The sequence below is a fragment of the Streptomyces sp. NPDC008150 genome, assembly GCF_042956945.1.
Classification (GTDB): domain Bacteria; phylum Actinomycetota; class Actinomycetes; order Streptomycetales; family Streptomycetaceae; genus Streptomyces.
In genome coordinates this window covers 1034335-1051022 of record NZ_JBIBHJ010000001.1, presented here as the reverse complement: position 1 = coordinate 1051022, position 16688 = coordinate 1034335, and the positions used below count along the sequence as shown (strand labels likewise).

Below are 16688 nucleotides of genomic sequence, written 5' to 3'. Positions count from 1 at the left end.
CCTATGAGCGGTACGTCATAACAAGAGAGTCACAAGCCAGCCCACCGATGTACCACGTCAGCACACCGGGCTTAGAGTCACGGCCAGTCACCGCTCCAACGGGAGTTCGGTACCGGCGCGTTCCCGTCCGCCCTCAACAGGGGCGAACTGCGCCAGCGGAAAGGACTGATTGTGCGACAGCGTTCTCTGGTGATCCTTACCTCCGTCCTCACCACCGGAGCCCTGACCCTCACCGCCTGCGGCTCCCGCGACGACGACAGCAAGGGCGGCGACTCGAAGACGACCGTCGTCATCGGCGTCGACGCGCCCCTGACCGGTCAGAACTCCGCCACCGGCCTCGGCATCCAGTACGGCGTCCAGATCGCCGTCGACGACGCCAACAAGAAGAACCTGGTCCCCGGCGTCACGTTCAAGGTCAAGGCGCTCGACGACAAGGCCGTGCCCGCCACCGGCCAGCAGAACGCCACGGCGCTCGTCGCCGACGACTCCGTCCTCGGCGTGGTCGGCCCGCTCAACTCCGGTGTGGCCACGCAGATGCAGCAGGTCTTCGACACCGCCCACCTCGTCGAGATCTCGCCGTCCAACACCGCGCCCGAGCTCACCCAGGGCAAGAACTGGCAGACCTCGAAGTCGCGCCCGTACAAGTCCTACTTCCGCACCGCCACCACCGACGCCCTCCAGGGCGGCTTCGCCGCGGACTACGCGTACAACACGCTGAAGAAGAAGAAGGTCTTCGTCGTCGACGACAAGCAGACCTACGGCGCCGGCCTCGCCAAGCTCTTCTCCGCCAGCTACACCAAGTCCGGCGGCAAGATCGTGGGCACCGACCACGTCAACACCGGCGACAAGGACTTCTCCACCCTCGTCACCAAGATCAAGAACTCCGGCGCCGAACTCCTCTACTACGGCGGCCAGTACGACGAGGCCCAGATCCTCTCCAAGCAGCTCAAGGACGCCGGAGCCAAGATCCCGCTGTTCGGCGGCGACGGCATCTTCTCCGACACCTACATCCAGACCGCCGGCAAGGACTCCGAGGGCGACCTCGCCACCTCCGTCGGCGTCCCCGTCGACACCCTGCCCGCCGCCAAGGCCTTCATCTCCACCTACAAGGCCAAGAAGTACCCCGGCGACTACGGCACCTACGGCGGCTACTCCTACGACGCCGCCACCGCCATCATCAAGGCCATCGGCGAGGTCGTGAAGGACGGCGACGTCCCCGACGACGCCCGCCAGCAGATCGTCAACAAGGTCCAGGGCGTCAAGTTCGACGGCATCGCCGGACCCGTCGCCTTCGACGAGTACGGCGACACCACCAACAAGCAGCTCACCGTCTACCAGGTCACCGCCGGCAAGTGGAAGGCCGTCAAGAGCGGCACCTACGACGCCGGCTGACCGCACCGCACTACCCCGGGCCGCGCGGCAGACCACCCGTCACCGCGCGGCCCGTGCCATACCCCCACCCGCCCGGACCCGCCACCCGCCCGGCCGGGCACCCCCTCCCCGCCCCACCCGACCTGAACACGGAGGCCGCGCGGTGAACACACTGCCGCAGCAGCTGGCCAACGGGCTGTTCCTCGGCTCGATGTACGGGCTGATCGCCATCGGCTACACGATGGTGTACGGCATCGTCCAGCTCATCAACTTCGCCCACGGCGAGATCTTCATGACCGGCGGCTTCGGCGCGCTCACGGTCTACGCCTGGCTGCCCAGCGGCACCAGCATGTGGATCGCGCTCCCCCTCATCCTCGCCGGCGGCGCGATCGTCTCCGTGCTCGTCGCGGTGGGAGCCGAACGCTTCGCCTACCGACCACTGCGCGGCGCGCCACGCCTGGCACCGCTCATCACCGCCATCGGCCTCTCCCTCGCCCTCCAGCAGGCCGTCTTCAACTGGTACCCCGACGCCAAGGTCGACCGGGTCTTCCCCCAACTCCCCTTCGGGCCCTACCACCTGGGCTCCGTCCGCATCCAGAGCGGTGACATCTTCCTCGTCGTCGCCGCCGTCGTGTGCATGACGGCCCTCGCACTCTTCGTCCGCACCTCCCGCACCGGCCGCGCCATGCAGGCCACCGCCCAGGACCCGGACACCGCCCAGCTCATGGGCATCGACACCAACCGCATCATCGTCGTCGCCTTCGCCATCGGCGGCCTCTTCGCCGCCGTCGCCGGCGTCGCCTACGGCCTCAAGTACGGCTCCGTCAAATACGACATGGGCTTCCAGGCCGGCCTCAAGGCGTTCACCGCGGCCGTCCTCGGCGGCATCGGCAACATCTACGGCGCCATGCTCGGCGGCGTCGTCCTCGGCATCGCCGAAGCCATGGCCACCGCCTACATCGCCGACATCCCCGGCATGCAGCAACTCGGCGGCCAGGGCTGGGCGTCCGTCTGGGCCTTCGTCCTGCTGATCCTCGTCCTCCTGCTACGACCACAGGGGCTACTCGGCGAACGCGTAGCGGACAGGGCGTGACGCCATGACCACCAACACCTTCCAGGCCCCCGAGCCAGTCGACGACGCCGGCCCGGACCGCGGCCTCGTGCCCCTGCCCGAGTCCGCCGGCCGCGCCCTCGTCCTCGTGGGCGCCCTCGGCACCCTCGTCTCCGCGTTCATGTCCTGGACCTGGACCAGCGAGTTCCCCGGCGACCTCACCGTCTACGGCTACCCCGCCGGCCTCCAGATCCTCGCCATCGTCGCCGCCCTGCTCACCCTGCTCTTCGGCGTCGCCCGCTACCCCGTCCGCGCCCTGCGCGGCCTCAACCCCAACGGCTCACCGGCACCCCTCGCGCTCGCCGCGTTCTCCGCCTTCGCCGTCTGCTGGTTCGCCGCCGGAGCGATCACCGTCGACCTCGGCGGCATCGTCAACCTCGACCCCGGCGCCTACGTCGCCGTCGTCGCCAGCGCCCTCGCCCTCGTCGGCAGCCTCAGCGCCCCCGCCCCCGAGGCCGCCCCCGGCATCCTGCCCTACGTCGTCAAGACCGATCAGCCGCACACCCCGCCGCCCGCCGCGGCCTGGGTCCAGCGCCTCGTCATCACCGCCGGCACCGCCGTCGCCCTGATCACGTTCACCTACGGCATCGGCATCGACAGCGACGACAGCGAGACGTTCATCGGCTACGTGCTGCTGCTCGTCTTCGCCTTCCTCGCCCTCAACCGCTCCGGGCTGATGGACCGCTACACCGCCATCAGCAGCCGCCACAAGGGCTTCGCCGTCGCCCTCGCCTTCCTCGCGGCCGTGATCTTCCCGTTCACCCAGAGCAACGACCACAACGCCAACATCGGCGTCAACATCCTCACCTTCGGCACCGTCGCCCTCGGCCTGAACATCGTCGTCGGCCTCACCGGCCTCCTCGACCTCGGCTACGTCGCCTTCCTCGGCGTCGGCTCGTACACCGCCGCCCTCGTCTCCGGCAGCGAGTACAGCCGCTTCAGCGGCACCGAATTCCCCTTCTGGGCCGCCGCCCTCACCGGCATGGCCGTCACCCTCGTCTTCGGCGTCCTCATCGGCGCCCCCACCCTGCGGCTGCGCGGCGACTACCTCGCCATCGTCACCCTCGGCTTCGGAGAGATCTTCCGCATCGCCGTCAACAACCTCGACGGCAGCTCCGGACCCAACATCACCAACGGGCCCAACGGCATCAGCCGCATCCCCGACCTCGAAATCCTCGGCTTCAACCTCGGCAACGCCCACACCATCGGCGGATTCACCCTGGGGCGCTTCGCCAACTACTTCTTCCTGATGCTCATCGTGACGGCCATCGTCGTCACCGTCTTCACCCGCGCCGCCGACAGCCGCATCGGCCGCTCCTGGATCGCCATCCGCGAGGACGAGACCGCCGCCACCGCCATGGGCATCAACGGCTTCCGCGTCAAACTCGTCGCCTTCGCCCTCGGCGCCTCCCTCGCCGGCCTCGCCGGCACCGTCGGCGCCCACGTCTCCTACAGCGTCAACCCCGCGCCCTACCAGTTCGCCGGAGCGGCCCCGCCCAACAGCGCCTTCCTGCTCGCCGCCGTCGTCCTCGGCGGCATGGGCACCGTCAACGGCCCGCTCCTCGGCGCCGCGCTGCTCTACCTCATCCCCGAAAAGCTCGGCTTCCTCCAGAACTACGAGCTCTTCGCCTTCGGCATCGCCCTCATCCTGCTCATGCGGTTCCGCCCCGAGGGCATCATCGCCAACCGCCGCCGCCAGCTCGAATTCCACGAGACCGGCCAGCTCGACGTACCCCAACAGACCACCCTGACCGACGAACCGGCCGTCACCAAGGCGGGGGCGTAAGCACCATGACCACACCAGTACTCGAAGCCCGCGACGTCACCATGCGCTTCGGCGGACTCACCGCCGTCCGCTCCGTCGACTTCACCGTCAACGAAGGCGAGATCGTCGGTCTCATCGGCCCCAACGGCGCCGGCAAGACCACCTTCTTCAACTGCCTCACCGGCCTCTACGTCCCCACCGAGGGCAAGGTCACCTACAAGGGCACCGTCCTGCCGCCCAAGCCCCACCTCGTCACCAAGGCAGGCATCGCCCGCACCTTCCAGAACATCCGCCTCTTCGCCAACATGACCGTCCTGGAGAACGTCCTCGTCGGCCGCCACACCCGCACCAAGGAAGGCCTCTGGTCCGCCCTGCTGCGCGGCCCCGGCTTCAAGAAGGCCGAGCGGGCCAGCGAAGAACGCGCCATGGAACTCCTGGAGTTCATCGGCCTCGCCCACAAGCGCGACCACCTCGCCCGCAACCTCCCCTACGGCGAACAGCGCAAGCTGGAGATCGCCCGAGCCATGGCGAGCGAACCCGGCCTGCTGCTCCTCGACGAGCCCACCGCCGGCATGAACCCGCAGGAGACCCGCGCCACCGAGGAACTCGTCTTCGCGATCCGCGACCGCGGGATCTCCGTCCTCCTCATCGAGCACGACATGCGGTTCGTCTTCAACCTCTCCGACCGCGTCGCCGTCCTCGTCCAGGGCGAGAAGCTCGTCGAGGGCACCTCCGAGGTCGTCCAGGCGGACGAACGCGTCATCGCCGCGTACCTGGGCGAGCCGTTCGAGGCGGACACGGAGAAGCCGGCCGCGGAGAAGCCGGCCCCGGAAGCCACACCCACCGTCCCGGCCCCCGCCGCACCCGCCGACGACACCCCCGCCGACGGGACCCCGGCGGACGCCGCCCCGGCGACGGCACCGGAACCCACCGCCGGCACCGACACCGCCTCCACCACCGGCACGGACGCCGACGCCGCGACCGAGGCGGACGCGGACGACAACGCGGCGGCCGACGCCGACGCACAGAGCACCCCCCGCACCAAGGGAGAAACCCCGTGACCGCACTGCTGGAGGTCGAGGACCTCAGGGTCTCCTACGGCAAGATCGAAGCCGTCAAGGGCATCTCCTTCACCGTCGAGGCCGGCCAGGTCGTCACCCTCATCGGCACCAACGGCGCCGGCAAGACCACCACCCTGCGCACCCTCTCCGGCCTCCTCAAGCCCAGCGCCGGACGCATCCTCTTCGACGGCAAGCCCCTCACCGGCGTGCCCGCCCACAAGATCGTCTCCCTCGGGCTCGCCCACTCCCCCGAGGGCCGGCACATCTTCCCGCGCCTGACCATCGCCGAGAACCTCCACCTCGGCGCCTTCCTCCGCAAGGACAAGGCAGGCATAGAGAAGGACATCCAGCGCGCCTACGACCTCTTCCCCATCCTCGGGGAACGCCGCAAGCAGGCCGCCGGCACCCTCTCCGGCGGCGAACAGCAGATGCTCGCCATGGGCCGCGCCCTCATGTCCCAGCCCAAACTGCTCATGCTCGACGAACCCTCCATGGGCCTCTCGCCGATCATGATGCAGAAGATCATGGCCACGATCGTCGAGCTCAAGGCCGAGGGCACCACCATCCTGCTCGTCGAGCAGAACGCCCAGGCCGCCCTCTCCCTCGCCGACCGCGGCCACGTCATGGAGGTCGGCAGCGTCGTCCTCTCCGGCACCGGCCAGGACCTCCTGCACGACGAGTCCGTCCGCAAGGCGTACCTCGGCGAGGACTGAACCGGACACACCGACGGGCGTGGCCCGCACCCCCGACGGGGGTGCGGGCCACGCCCGTTGCCACCGCTCGCGCGGCGGGACCTCAGTCCTTGTCGGCCTTCGGCCCCTTCTTCTCCGCGTTGTCCTCGATGACCGCCTCGGCGACCTGCTGCATCGACATCCGGCGGTCCATCGACGTCTTCTGGATCCAGCGGAACGCGGCCGGCTCGGTGAGGCCGTACTCCGTCTGAAGGATCGACTTCGCGCGGTCCACCAGCTTGCGCGTCTCCAGCCGCTGGCTGAGGTCCGCGACCTCCTTCTCCAGCTCCCGCAGCTCCGTGAAGCGCGACACCGCCATCTCGATGGCCGGCACGACGTCACTCTTGCTGAACGGCTTCACCAGGTACGCCATGGCACCCGCGTCCCGGGCGCGCTCGACCAGCTCGCGCTGCGAGAACGCGGTGAGCATCAGGACGGGCGCGATGGACTCCTCGGCGATCTTCTCCGCCGCGGAGATGCCGTCGAGCTTGGGCATCTTCACGTCGAGGATGACGAGGTCGGGGCGGTGCTCGCGGGCGAGCTCGACGGCCTGCTCGCCGTCACCGGCCTCACCGACGACGGTGTAGCCCTCCTCCTCCAGCATCTCCTTGAGGTCGAGCCGGATCAGCGCCTCGTCCTCGGCGATGACGACACGAGTCGTGAGGGGAGGCACGTGCGCCTTGTCGTCGTCGGGCGCGTCTACGGGCTGGGGCGACTCGGGGGCGGTCACGGGGGGCTCCTTGTTCAGGGCAGGTGCGCTGCTGACAAGAGCCTACCTAGCTGCGGCGCAGTGCGTTGAGCCGGTACACTCCTCTCGGTCGACCGGCCGGGTTGGCGGAATGGCAGACGCTGATGTCTCAAACACATCTGTCCGAAAGGACGTGCGGGTTCGAATCCCGCACCCGGCACATTTTCACCACGGAGGTTCACTTACGAGTGAACCTCCGTTTTCCGTTGCGTGTCGCCGCCCTCACTCACGCAGCGTGTCCGTATGAGCGATCACGGCACACCCGTACGACAGAGGGCCCTCACCCTGCTCCGTGACGGCATCCGCAACGCCGACGTGGCCCGGCTCCTCTCGGTCCCGGTCGGCACCGTCGGGTACTGGAAGCACACGGACCGGGCTGCCAGGGGCGAGTGCCCCGGCCGGCACGGGCCGCCCTGCCCCCGTTGCGACGGACGGCCGCTGGACGAGGCCGCCTACTCCTACCTCCTCGGCCTCTACCTGGGTGACGGCCATGTCGTCGAAGGCCGGCGGGCCGCCGTGCTGTCCGTCACCTGTTGCGAGACCTGGCCCGGCCTGCGGGAGGAGTGTGCCGCCGCGATGCGCGCCGTTTTCCCCGCCAACCGCGTGTGGGAGCACCGCAGGACCGGCTGCAGGGACGTACGGGTCTGCTCGCGGCACGTGCTCTGTCTCTTCCCGCAGCACGGTGCGGGCCGGAAGCACGAGCGCCGGATCGAACTGGCAGGCTGGCAGAGGGAGATCACTGCCGCCAGGCCCTGGGAATTTCTGCGCGGGCTGATCCACTCGGACGGCTGCCGCATCACCAACTGGACGACGAGAACCGTCGCCGGAGAGCGGAAGCGCTACGAGTACCCGCGGTATCTCTTCACGAATGTCTCGGACGACATCCGGCAGCTCTACACGGACACGCTGGACGCGCTCGACATCCGGTGGACGCACTGCACCCGGCACGGCAGCCCCTACAACATCTCCGTCGCCCGACGTGCCTGCACCGCCCTCATGGACGCCCACATCGGCCCCAAGTACTGAGCCCCTCAAGTGCCGCGTCCCGCAGGCCCGTTGGCTTGCCCCGGGTGTGCGCGAGGCCCCCTCGGCGGTGCTGAGGGGGCCTCGCGGGTCTCGGTGCGCCGGGACCTGTCGTTTTCGGGCGGGCGGCTACTTCGGGCTGTCGTCCTCGCCCACGTGGTGGACGCGGACCAGGTTGGTGGAGCCGGCGACGCCGGGCGGGGAGCCGGCCGTGATGACGACGACGTCGCCCTTGCGGCACAGGCCGTGTTCCAGCATGAGTTCGTCGACCTGGTCGACCATCGCGTCCGTGGAGTCGACGTGCGGGCCGAGGAGGGTCTCGACGCCCCAGGTGAGGTTGAGCTGGGAGCGGGTGGCCGGGTCGGGGGTGAAGGCCACGAGCGGGATCGGCGAGCGGTAGCGGGACAGCCGGCGGACCGTGTCGCCGGACTGGGTGAAGGCGACGAGGTACTTGGCGTCGAGGAAGTCGCCGATCTCGGCGGCTGCGCGGGCGACGGCGCCGCCCTGGGTGCGGGGCTTGTTGTGGTCGGACAGCGGCGGCAGGCCCAGGGCGAGGATGTCCTCCTCGGCGGCCTCGACGATGCGGGACATGGTGCGCACGGTCTCGACGGGGTACTTGCCGACGCTGGTCTCGCCGGAGAGCATCACGGCGTCGGTGCCGTCGATGACGGCGTTGGCGACGTCGGACGCCTCCGCCCTGGTGGGGCGGGAGTTGTCGATCATCGAGTCGAGCATCTGGGTGGCGACGATGACCGGCTTGGCGTTGCGCCGGGCGAGTTTCACGGCGCGCTTCTGGACGATCGGGACCTGCTCCAGGGGCATTTCGACGCCGAGGTCGCCGCGGGCGACCATGATGCCGTCGAAGGCGGCGACGATGTCGTCGAGGTTGTCGACGGCCTGGGGCTTCTCGATCTTGGCGATGACGGGGAGCCTGGTGTGCTCCTCGTCCATGATGCGGTGGACCTCGTCGATGTCGCGTCCGCTGCGGACGAAGGAGAGGGCGACGACGTCGAAGCCGGTGCGCAGGGCCCAGCGGAGGTCGGCCTCGTCCTTGTCGGAGAGGGCGGGGACGGACACGGCGACGCCGGGGAGGTTGAGTCCCTTGTGGTCGGAGACCATGCCGCCCTCGACGACGGTGGTGTGGACGCGGGGGCCGTCGACGGAGGTGACTTCGAGGCAGACCTTGCCGTCGTCGACGAGGACGCGTTCGCCGGGGGTGACGTCGGCGGCGAGGCCCTTGTAGGTGGTGCCGCAGGTGTGGCGGTCGCCGTCGGTGCCGTCCTCGACGGTGATGGTGAAGGAATCGCCGCGTTCAAGGAGTACGGGGCCTTCGCGGAAGCTGCCGAGGCGGATCTTCGGGCCTTGAAGGTCGGCGAGGATGCCGATGCTGCGGCCGGTCTCTTCGGCGGCCTTCCGCACCCGGTGGTAGCGCTCCTCGTGTTCGGCGTAGCTGCCGTGGCTGAGGTTGAATCGGGCTACGTCCATTCCGGCGTCGACCAGTGCTTTGATCTGGTCGTACGAGTCGGTGGCGGGGCCCAGGGTACAGACGATTTTCGCTCGGCGCATAAGTCGAGCGTATGCCTTACCGGCGGGTAGCGAATTGGTCGTGCATGACTACTCAACGACCTTTGCGTGAAGGGCTATTGACAAGTGTTGAATTGTGCGGAGGGCCGCTCCGATGAGCGTTCGGCAAGGGGCGCGGGCTTTCCGCGGTCCGATTGCATCGGATTGTTCCGGTGGGTGAATTGATTCGGCCTGGTATTCGAGGAACGGAACGTGTTCACGCGTTCACAGAGCCGGCGGCAGCATGGTGAAACGGGCGTCGACCCGGGCGGAGACGTGCTGGCGCTGGGGTTCGAGGTCGAGGGCCGGGGCGGTGTCGTCGCCGGGGGCCGCTCCGGGCGCGGCGGCGGCGCGCATGCGGCCGGGCGGCGGGAGGTGCGGCTGCGGGGTGTCGGCGCCGGTGTCGGAGAGTTCGACGAGGGCGGCGAGGGTGGTGCCGAGGGCCTCGGCGTATTCGCGGGCGCGCTGGACGGCTTCGCGGACCGCTTGGCCGCGTGCCCTGCGGTGGGCGGGCGAGTCGGGGGTGAGGGCCCACCAGGGGCCGCTGACGCGGGTGAGTTCGAGGTCGGCGAGGCGGGTGGTGAGTTCGCCGAGGGCGGTGAAGTCGGTGAGTTCGGCGGTGAGGTGGACGCCGCCGGTGTAGGTGCGGACGCGTTCGCCCCGGCCGTGGCGGGCGAGTTCGGGGGTGATGGAGAACGCGCCGGTCTCCAGGCGGTGGACGGCGTCGCCGTAGGACCTGACGAGGTCGAGGGCGGCGTTGTTGCGGCGGGTGAGGTCTTGGAGTGCCGAACGCCGGTCCTTTCCGCGGGCGTTGACGGTGATGCCGATGCGGGCGATCTCGGGGTCGACTTCGAGGCGGGCCTCGCCGGTGACGGAGACGCGGGGTGCGTCGGGGGTGCCGTGGGGGGCGAAGTAGCGGTCGCTGTCCGTGGGTTGGGTCGTCATGCGGGCCACTGTGCCACTCGGTGGCGGGGCGGTGGTCGTCGTACGGGGTGTCCGTGCGGGGCCACCGCCTGCGTGGGGGCCGGTCGGCCGGTTGGACCGCGCTTGTCGGGGCGGGTGTTCAGCGGCTGTCGGCGAGCGGGGTGAGTGTGCGGGGGCGCCGGGCGGAGGGGACCGTGGGGCGGGCTTCGAGGCCGAAGGTGGTGAAGGCGGTGCGTTCGGGCAGCGGGTAGGGCTGTTCGCCGGTGACGGTGTTGAGGATGCCGGCGCTGCGCCAGGCGGCGAGGCCGAGGTCGGGGGCGCCGACGCCGTGGGTGTGCCGTTCGGCGTTCTGCACGTAGACGTTGGCGCCGGTGGCGGTGACGGAGGGGTCGAGGACGAGGCGGTGGCGGTCGTCGACGCGGGGGCGTTCGCTGTTGTCGCGGCGCAGGTAGGGGTCGAGGCCGGCGAGGAGGGTGTCGAGGGGGCGTTCGCGGTAGCCGGTGGCGAGGACGACGGCGCCGGTGGTGAGGCGGCTGCGGGTGCCCTGCTGGGTGTGTTCGAGGTGGAGTTCGACCTTGGTGGTGGCGACGCGGCCGGCGGTGCGGACGCGGACGCCGGGGGTGAGGACGGTGTCGGGCCAGCCGCCGTGCAGGGTGCGGCGGTAGAGCTCGTCGTGGATGGCGGCGAGGGTGTCGGCGTCGATGCCCTTGTGGAGCTGCCACTGGGAGTCGGCGAGCTTGTCGCGGACGGGTTCGGCGAGGGCGTGGAAGTAGCGGGTGTAGTCGGGGGTGAAGTGCTCCAGGCCGAGTTTGGAGTACTCCATGGGCGCGAAGGCCTCGGTGCGGCCGATCCAGTGGAGTCGCTCCTGGCCGGCGGGGCGGTTGCGGAGCAGGTCGAGGAAGACCTCGGCGCCGGACTGGCCGGATCCGACGACGGTGATGTGTTCGGCGGCGAGGAGGGCGGCGCGGTGGTCGAGGTAGTCGGCGGCGTGCACGACGGGGGCGCCGGGGGCGGCGACGAGGGGTTTGAGGGGTTCGGGGACGTGGGGTTCGGTGCCGATGCCGAGGACGATGTTGCGGGTGTGGGCGCGGCCGAGGGCGTCGGCCTCGCCGTCGGCGTCGAGTTGGGTGAAGTCGACCTCGAACAGGGCGCGTTCGGGGTTCCAGCGGACGGCGTCGACGTGGTGTCCGAAGTGGAGGGCGGGCAGGTTCTCGCTGACCCAGCGGCAGTAGGCGTCGTACTCGGCGCGCTGGATGTGGAAGCGCTCGGCGAAGTAGAAGGGGAAGAGGCGTTCGCGGGCCTTGAGGTAGTTGAGGAAGGACCAGGGGCTGGCGGGGTCGGCGAGGGTCACCAGGTCGGCGAGGAAGGGGACTTGGACGGTGGCGCCGTCGAGGAGGAGGCCGGGGTGCCAGTCGAAGCCGGGTCTGCGGTCGTAGAAGACGGCGTCGAGGCCGGTGAGGGGCTGGGCGAGGGCGGCGAGGGAGAGGTTGAACGGTCCGATGCCGATGCCGACCAGGTCGCGGGGTGGTTCGGGTTCGCCGTGCGGGGGGTTGGGGGTCGGGGTCATCGGGGGGTGTTTCCTTCCGCGAGGTGCAGCAGCCCGGCCAGGTCGTCGGGCCGGGTGTGGGGGTTGAGGAGGGTGGCCTTGAGCCAGAGGCGGCCGTCGGCGCGGGCGCGGCCGAGGACGCCGCGGCCCTGGTCGAGGAGGTCGCGGCGCAGGGCGGCGACGGTGTCGTCGGTGGCGCCGGCGGGCCGGAGGAGGACGGTGCTGACGACGGGGCGGGCGTGGAGTTCCAGGCCGGGGTGGGCGTCGACGAGGTCGGCGAGGTGCTGTGCGAGGTCGCAGACCCGGTCGACGAGGGCGCCGATGCCGCTGCGGCCGAGGGTGGCGAGGGTGACGGCGATCTTGAGGACGTCGGGGCGGCGGGTGGTGCGCGGGGAGCGGCCGAGGAGGTCGGGGAGTCCGGCGTCGGTGTCGTCGTCGGCGTTGAGGTAGTCGGTGTGCTGGGCGAGCGGGGCGAGGTCGGCGGGGTCGCGCACGGCGAGGAGTCCGGCGGCGACGGGCTGCCAGCCGAGTTTGTGCAGGTCGACGGTGATGGTGTCGGCGGCGTCGAGGCCGGTGAGGGTGGCGCGGCGGCGGTCGCTGAACACGAGGGGTCCGGCGTAGGCGGCGTCGACGTGCAGGCGGGCCCGGTGGGTGGCGCAGCGGGCGGCGACGGCGGGCAGCGGGTCGACGAGTCCGGCGTCGGTGGTGCCCGCGGTGGCGGCGACGAGGAGGGGGCCGTGGCCGGTGGCGGTGAGCCGGGTGAGGGTGTCGTCGAGGTCGGCGGGGTCGAGGACGCCGGTGGGGGTGGGGACGACGACGGGGCGGGGCAGGCCGAGGAGCCAGGCGGCGCGGGGCAGGGAGTGGTGGGCGTTGGCGCCGTGGACGAGGCGGAGGGGGCCGCGGGCGGCCGTGGCCTCGCGGGCGAGGAGCAGGGCGAGTTGGTTGGACTCGGTGCCGCCGGTGGTGACGAGGGCGTCGGCGGCGCCGAAGGCGTGGGCGAGCGCGTGGGTGACGAGGTCTTCGAGGGCGGAGGCGGCGGGTGCCTGGTCCCAGGAGTCGAGGGAGGGGTTGAGGACGCTCGCGGCGAGGTCGGCGGCGGCCGCGACGGCGAGCGGGGGGCAGTGCAGGTGGGCGGCGCACAGCGGGTCGGCGGGGTCGGCGGCGCCTTCGGCGAGGGTGTGCACGAGGGTGCGCAGGGCGTCGGGGTCGCCGTGTTCGGGCAGGACGTCGCCGGCGGCGGCGCGGACGCGGGCGGTGACGGCGGCGGGTCCGCCGGCGGGCAGCGGGCCGCCGCGGGCGCGGCGGCCGGTGTCGAGGGCGTCGAGGACGGTGGCGAGCAACGGCCGCAGTGCGTCCGGGCCTTGGGGGCCCGATGCGAGGGGCGGCAGGCTCATGGGGTTCTCCGGGGCGGGCGTGGTGCGCTGGGGTTCCAGCTTGTACGCCCGGGGTCCGGTGCGTCCGGGAAGCCCAACGATCGGAACCCGAATGGGGGTACTCCCGTGCGGGCGGCGGTGTGGGGCGGACGCGGGCGCGCCCGGTCCGCGGACCGGGCGCGCCTGGTGAACTGCCGTTGCCGGCGGGGGTTTTCGGGCTCAGCCTTCGCGGACGCGCAGGGCGCGGGCGAGGTCGTCGAGCTGGTCGGCGACCCGGCGGCGCAGGGCGGGCAGGAGGTGGTCGTCGGCGAGGCAGTCCTCGCCGAGGCGGCGGGTGTCGGCGTCGACGGAGTACGCGGGGAAGGCGTACCGGCCGGCGGCGTCGGCGATGGCGGGGCCGCGGCGGTCGGCGAGGGCGACGACGTCGGCGAAGTAGCGGGGGACGTAACTGGCGACGAGTTCGGCCTGTTCGGGCTGCCAGAAGCCCTGGGCGGTGGCGGTGAACAGGTAGTTGGAGAGGCTGTCGTCCTCGAAGAGGGACTGCCAGGCGGCGTGCTTGGCGTCGGGGTCGGGCAGGGCGGCGCGGCAGCGGGCGGCGCCTTCCTGGCCGGTGGCGCTGGGGTCGCGTTCGAGTTCGGCGGCGATGGTGTCCTCGTCGACGGCGCCGAGGACGGCGAGGCGGCCGAGGACGCGCCAGCGCAGTTCGGGGTCGAGTTCGGGGCCGCCGGGCACGGTGCCGTCGGTGAGCCAGCCGGCGATGGTCTCGGGCTGGGTGGCGACGGAGACGAGGTGGCGTACGGCGATGAGGCGCAGGCCGGGGTCGGTGCCGTCCTCGGTGCGGCGGACGAGGTCGCGGCACAGGTGGCCGAGGGTGGTGAGGGCGGCGGGGCGTGCCTCGGGGGCGAGGTAGCGGTCGGCGGCCTGGGTGCGGGCGAAGGTGAGGACGGCGTCGACGAGGGCGAGGTCGGTCTCGTGCGGGAGGTGGGTGCGGGCGGCCTCCAGGTAGGCGGAGGCGGGCAGTTCGCCGTCGCGGACGGCGTCGCGGAGGGCGTTCCAGACGACGGCGCGGGTGAGGGGGTCGGGCAGTCCGGACAGTGCGGTGCGCACGGTCTCGGCGGACTCGTCGTCGAAGCGGACCTTGGCGTAGGTGAGGTCGCCGTCGTTGAGGAGGACGAGGGCGGGGCGTCGGCCGAGGGTGTGGGGTTCGGTCTGGGGGACGTCGAGTTCGAGGCGTTCGCGCGGGGTGAGGACGCCGGGGTCGACGAGGTCCTGGTCGTAGAGGCCGACGGTGACGCGGTGGGGGCGGCTGCCGTCGCGGTCGACGGTGAGGGTGGTGGTGCCGTCGGTGGTGTCGAGGCGGGGGGTGAGGGTGTCGACGCCGGTGGTGCGCAGCCAGGAGTCGGCCCAGGCGTGGACGTCGCGTTCGGTGGCGGCGGCGAGGGAGTCGATGAAGTCGGCGAGGGTGGCGTTGGAGAACTTGTGCCGGGCGAAGTGGATGTTGATGCCGGCGAGGAAGTCCTTCTCGCCGAGCCAGGCGACGAGTTGGCGCAGCGCGGAGGCGCCCTTGGCGTAGGAGATGCCGTCGAAGTTGAGCATCGCGGAGGCGGTGTCGGGGACGGCCTCGGGGTCGGGGGCGACGGGGTGGGTGGAGGGCCGCTGGTCGGCGTCGTAGCCCCAGGGCTTGCGGGCGACGCCGAAGTCGGTCCAGGTGTCGGTGAAGCGGGTGGCTTCGGTGAGGGTCTGGTAGCCCATGTACTCGGCGAAGGACTCGTTGAGCCAGATGTCGTCCCACCAGCGCAGGGTGACGAGGTCGCCGAACCACATGTGGGCCATTTCGTGGGCGACGACCATGGCGCGGGTCTGGCGTTCGGTGTCGGTGACGGCGGAGCGGTAGACGAACTCGTCGCGGAAGGTGACGAGTCCGGGGTTCTCCATGGCGCCGGCGTTGAACTCGGGGACGAATGCCTGGTCGTAGGAGTCGTAGGGGTAGGGCTCCTCGAACTTCTCGTGGTAGCGGTCGTAGACCTGCTTGGTGATGTCGAGGAGTTCGTCGGCGTCGGCGTCGAGGTGGGGGGCGAGCGAGCGGCGGCAGTGCAGGCCGAAGGGCAGGCCGCGGTGTTCGGTGCGCACGGAGTGCCAGGGGCCGGCGGCGACGGCGACGAGGTAGGTGGAGATGAGGGGGGTGGCGGCGGCCTGCCAGCGGCCGTCGCCGAGGTGTTCGGTGATGCCGTTGGCGAGGACGGTCCAGCCGTCGGGGGCGGTGACGGCGAGTTCGAAGACGGCCTTGAGGTCGGGCTGGTCGAAGGCGGCGAAGACGCGCTGGACGTCCTCCATGAAGAGCTGGGTGTAGACGTAGGTCTCGCCGTCGGCGGGGTCGGTGAAGCGGTGCATGCCCTCGCCGGTGCGGGAGTACCGCATGGAGGCGTCGACGCGCAGTTCGTGCTCGCCGGCGGTGAGGGCGGTCAGGGGCAGCCGGTTCTCGTGCAGGGTGGTGATGTCGAGGGGCTGCCCGTCGAGGGTGGCGGAGCGCAGTTCGGCGGGCTTCATCTCGACGAACGTGTCCGCGTCCGCACGCGCGGTGAACCGGACGACGGTGCGGGAGTCGAAGGTGTCGTCCCCGGTCGTCAGGTCGAGGTCGATGGCGTAGTGGTGGACGTCGAGGAGCTGGGCGCGGGTCTGCGCTTCGGTGCGCGTGAGTACGGACATGCGTGCCATGCTGCCCGATGCCGCTCGCGGGGCACAGCCCGGTACGGGTTCGGGTGGCCGGTCACGGCTGTTTCGTGTCCTGGGTGCGCTGTCCCGTGTCGTGGGTCCGCTGGGTGCGCTCGGGGCGAGGGGGCCGGGCGGTGTCGTGGCGGGGGTCGCGCGCCGGGTCCCGCTGGGGGTCCCGTTGGGGTGGGACGCGGGCGTCGGGGCGGTGCGGGCCGGGTGGTTCGCCGGGCGGCGGGGGTGTGCCCGCGGCGAGGAGGGCGCGCAGTTCGCGGACCTCGCGTTCGGCGGCGAGGCAGCGCTGGTGGATGTCGAAGAGGTGGCGGACCTTGGTGCGCAGGGCCCACGGTTCGACGGGTTTCAGCAGGAGGTCGGCGACGCCGAGGTCGTAGGCGGCGGCGGTGAGTTCCTGGTCGGCGCCGAAGCCGGTGAGCAGGACGACCGGTATGTGCCGGGTCTGTTCGAGGCGGCCGAGGTAGCGGACGACGTCGAGGCCGCCGGTGCCGGGCATGCGGACGTCGAGGAGGAGGAGTCCCACACCGCCGCGCAGTACCTGCTTGAGGGCGTCGTCGCCGTTGGTGGCGCGGACGATGTCGCGGCCCAGGGGTGCGAGCGCGTTCTCCAGGGCGTAGAGCGTGTCCTCGTGGTCGTCGACGACGAGGATCTTGGCATCCGACGGCATGTCTGATGTCCCTCCCGCGTGGAGGGTCCAGCTTACGTCGGGTTTCCTGACACCGGGTGCCCGCCGGGTGACACGGAGTGC

At 71.2% G+C, this 16688-nt stretch carries 13 protein-coding genes and 1 tRNA gene; 7 read left to right on the top strand and 7 right to left on the bottom strand.

The annotated features are described in order from the left end of the window. Positions 1–186 precede the first annotated feature (186 nt). From ACFZA0_RS04575 to ACFZA0_RS04555, 5 genes are all read left to right on the top strand, one after another. Positions 187–1392: an ABC transporter substrate-binding protein gene (locus tag ACFZA0_RS04575; RefSeq protein WP_391011835.1), complete on the top strand. Its 1206-nt coding sequence runs from the start codon at positions 187–189 to the stop codon at positions 1390–1392. 142 nt (positions 1393–1534) lie between these two features. Next, positions 1535–2464 (top strand): branched-chain amino acid ABC transporter permease, encoded by a 930-nt coding sequence (locus ACFZA0_RS04570; protein ID WP_391011097.1) that lies wholly within the window; start codon positions 1535–1537, stop codon positions 2462–2464. Between the two features lie 4 nt (positions 2465–2468). After that, complete coding sequence (locus tag ACFZA0_RS04565; protein WP_391011093.1) at positions 2469–4268, top strand: branched-chain amino acid ABC transporter permease; 1800 nt, start codon at positions 2469–2471, stop codon at positions 4266–4268. A 5-nt stretch (positions 4269–4273) separates the two neighbouring features. Further along, positions 4274–5308, top strand: a complete 1035-nt coding sequence (locus ACFZA0_RS04560) for an ATP-binding cassette domain-containing protein (RefSeq protein ID WP_391011090.1) — start codon at positions 4274–4276, stop codon at positions 5306–5308. Beyond that, on the top strand, positions 5305–6021 hold the full coding sequence (locus tag ACFZA0_RS04555; RefSeq protein ID WP_391011087.1) for an ATP-binding cassette domain-containing protein: 717 nt from the start codon (positions 5305–5307) through the stop codon (positions 6019–6021). The genes ACFZA0_RS04560 and ACFZA0_RS04555 overlap by 4 nt, the downstream gene beginning before the upstream one ends. A gap of 82 nt (positions 6022–6103) precedes the next feature. Here the strand turns inward: ACFZA0_RS04555 and ACFZA0_RS04550 are convergent, their stop codons facing one another. After that, a complete protein-coding gene (locus tag ACFZA0_RS04550) occupies positions 6104–6769 on the bottom strand; it encodes a response regulator (protein WP_391011084.1) in 666 nt (221 codons plus the stop codon). 95 nt (positions 6770–6864) lie between these two features. On the opposite strand from ACFZA0_RS04550, the gene ACFZA0_RS04545 reads away from it, so the two are divergent. Next, positions 6865–6947, top strand: a tRNA-Leu gene (locus ACFZA0_RS04545). Between the two features lie 83 nt (positions 6948–7030). Continuing rightward, positions 7031–7813 (top strand): helix-turn-helix domain-containing protein, encoded by a 783-nt coding sequence (locus ACFZA0_RS04540; protein ID WP_391011081.1) that lies wholly within the window; start codon positions 7031–7033, stop codon positions 7811–7813. Between the two features lie 126 nt (positions 7814–7939). Here ACFZA0_RS04540 and pyk read toward each other — a convergent pair whose 3' ends face one another. The 6 genes from pyk to ACFZA0_RS04510 all read right to left on the bottom strand — a co-directional run bounded on the left by pyk (position 7940) and on the right by ACFZA0_RS04510 (position 16607). After that, the gene (pyk, locus tag ACFZA0_RS04535; RefSeq protein ID WP_391011078.1) at positions 7940–9376 is read right to left on the bottom strand and encodes a pyruvate kinase; all 1437 of its coding nucleotides are present in this window, start codon (positions 9374–9376) and stop codon (positions 7940–7942) included. Between the two features lie 222 nt (positions 9377–9598). Next, positions 9599–10318: an SIMPL domain-containing protein gene (locus tag ACFZA0_RS04530; protein WP_391011075.1), complete on the bottom strand. Its 720-nt coding sequence runs from the start codon at positions 10316–10318 to the stop codon at positions 9599–9601. A gap of 118 nt (positions 10319–10436) precedes the next feature. Continuing rightward, positions 10437–11864, bottom strand: a complete 1428-nt coding sequence (locus ACFZA0_RS04525; RefSeq protein ID WP_391011073.1) for a SidA/IucD/PvdA family monooxygenase — start codon at positions 11862–11864, stop codon at positions 10437–10439. Next, complete coding sequence (locus ACFZA0_RS04520) at positions 11861–13237, bottom strand: pyridoxal-dependent decarboxylase (protein ID WP_391011070.1); 1377 nt, start codon at positions 13235–13237, stop codon at positions 11861–11863. Before ACFZA0_RS04520 ends, ACFZA0_RS04525 begins: the two co-directional genes overlap by 4 nt. 198 nt (positions 13238–13435) lie before the next feature. Continuing rightward, positions 13436–15931 (bottom strand): aminopeptidase N, encoded by a 2496-nt coding sequence (pepN, locus tag ACFZA0_RS04515; protein ID WP_391011068.1) that lies wholly within the window; start codon positions 15929–15931, stop codon positions 13436–13438. Between the two features lie 52 nt (positions 15932–15983). Continuing rightward, complete coding sequence (locus tag ACFZA0_RS04510; protein ID WP_391011065.1) at positions 15984–16607, bottom strand: response regulator; 624 nt, start codon at positions 16605–16607, stop codon at positions 15984–15986. Positions 16608–16688: the final 81 nt, after the last annotated feature.

Coding starts and splice junctions, on each gene's coding strand:
- ACFZA0_RS04565 (WP_391011093.1), top strand. CDS start 2,469: ATGACCACCAACACCTTCCAGGCCCCCGAGCCAGTCGACGACGCCGGC.
- ACFZA0_RS04560 (WP_391011090.1), top strand. CDS start 4,274: ATGACCACACCAGTACTCGAAGCCCGCGACGTCACCATGCGCTTCGGC.
- ACFZA0_RS04540 (WP_391011081.1), top strand. CDS start 7,031: ATGAGCGATCACGGCACACCCGTACGACAGAGGGCCCTCACCCTGCTC.
- pyk (WP_391011078.1), bottom strand. CDS start 9,376: ATGCGCCGAGCGAAAATCGTCTGTACCCTGGGCCCCGCCACCGACTCG.
- ACFZA0_RS04530 (WP_391011075.1), bottom strand. CDS start 10,318: ATGACGACCCAACCCACGGACAGCGACCGCTACTTCGCCCCCCACGGC.
- ACFZA0_RS04525 (WP_391011073.1), bottom strand. CDS start 11,864: ATGACCCCGACCCCCAACCCCCCGCACGGCGAACCCGAACCACCCCGC.
- ACFZA0_RS04520 (WP_391011070.1), bottom strand. CDS start 13,237: ATGAGCCTGCCGCCCCTCGCATCGGGCCCCCAAGGCCCGGACGCACTG.
- pepN (WP_391011068.1), bottom strand. CDS start 15,931: ATGGCACGCATGTCCGTACTCACGCGCACCGAAGCGCAGACCCGCGCC.
- ACFZA0_RS04510 (WP_391011065.1), bottom strand. CDS start 16,607: ATGCCGTCGGATGCCAAGATCCTCGTCGTCGACGACCACGAGGACACG.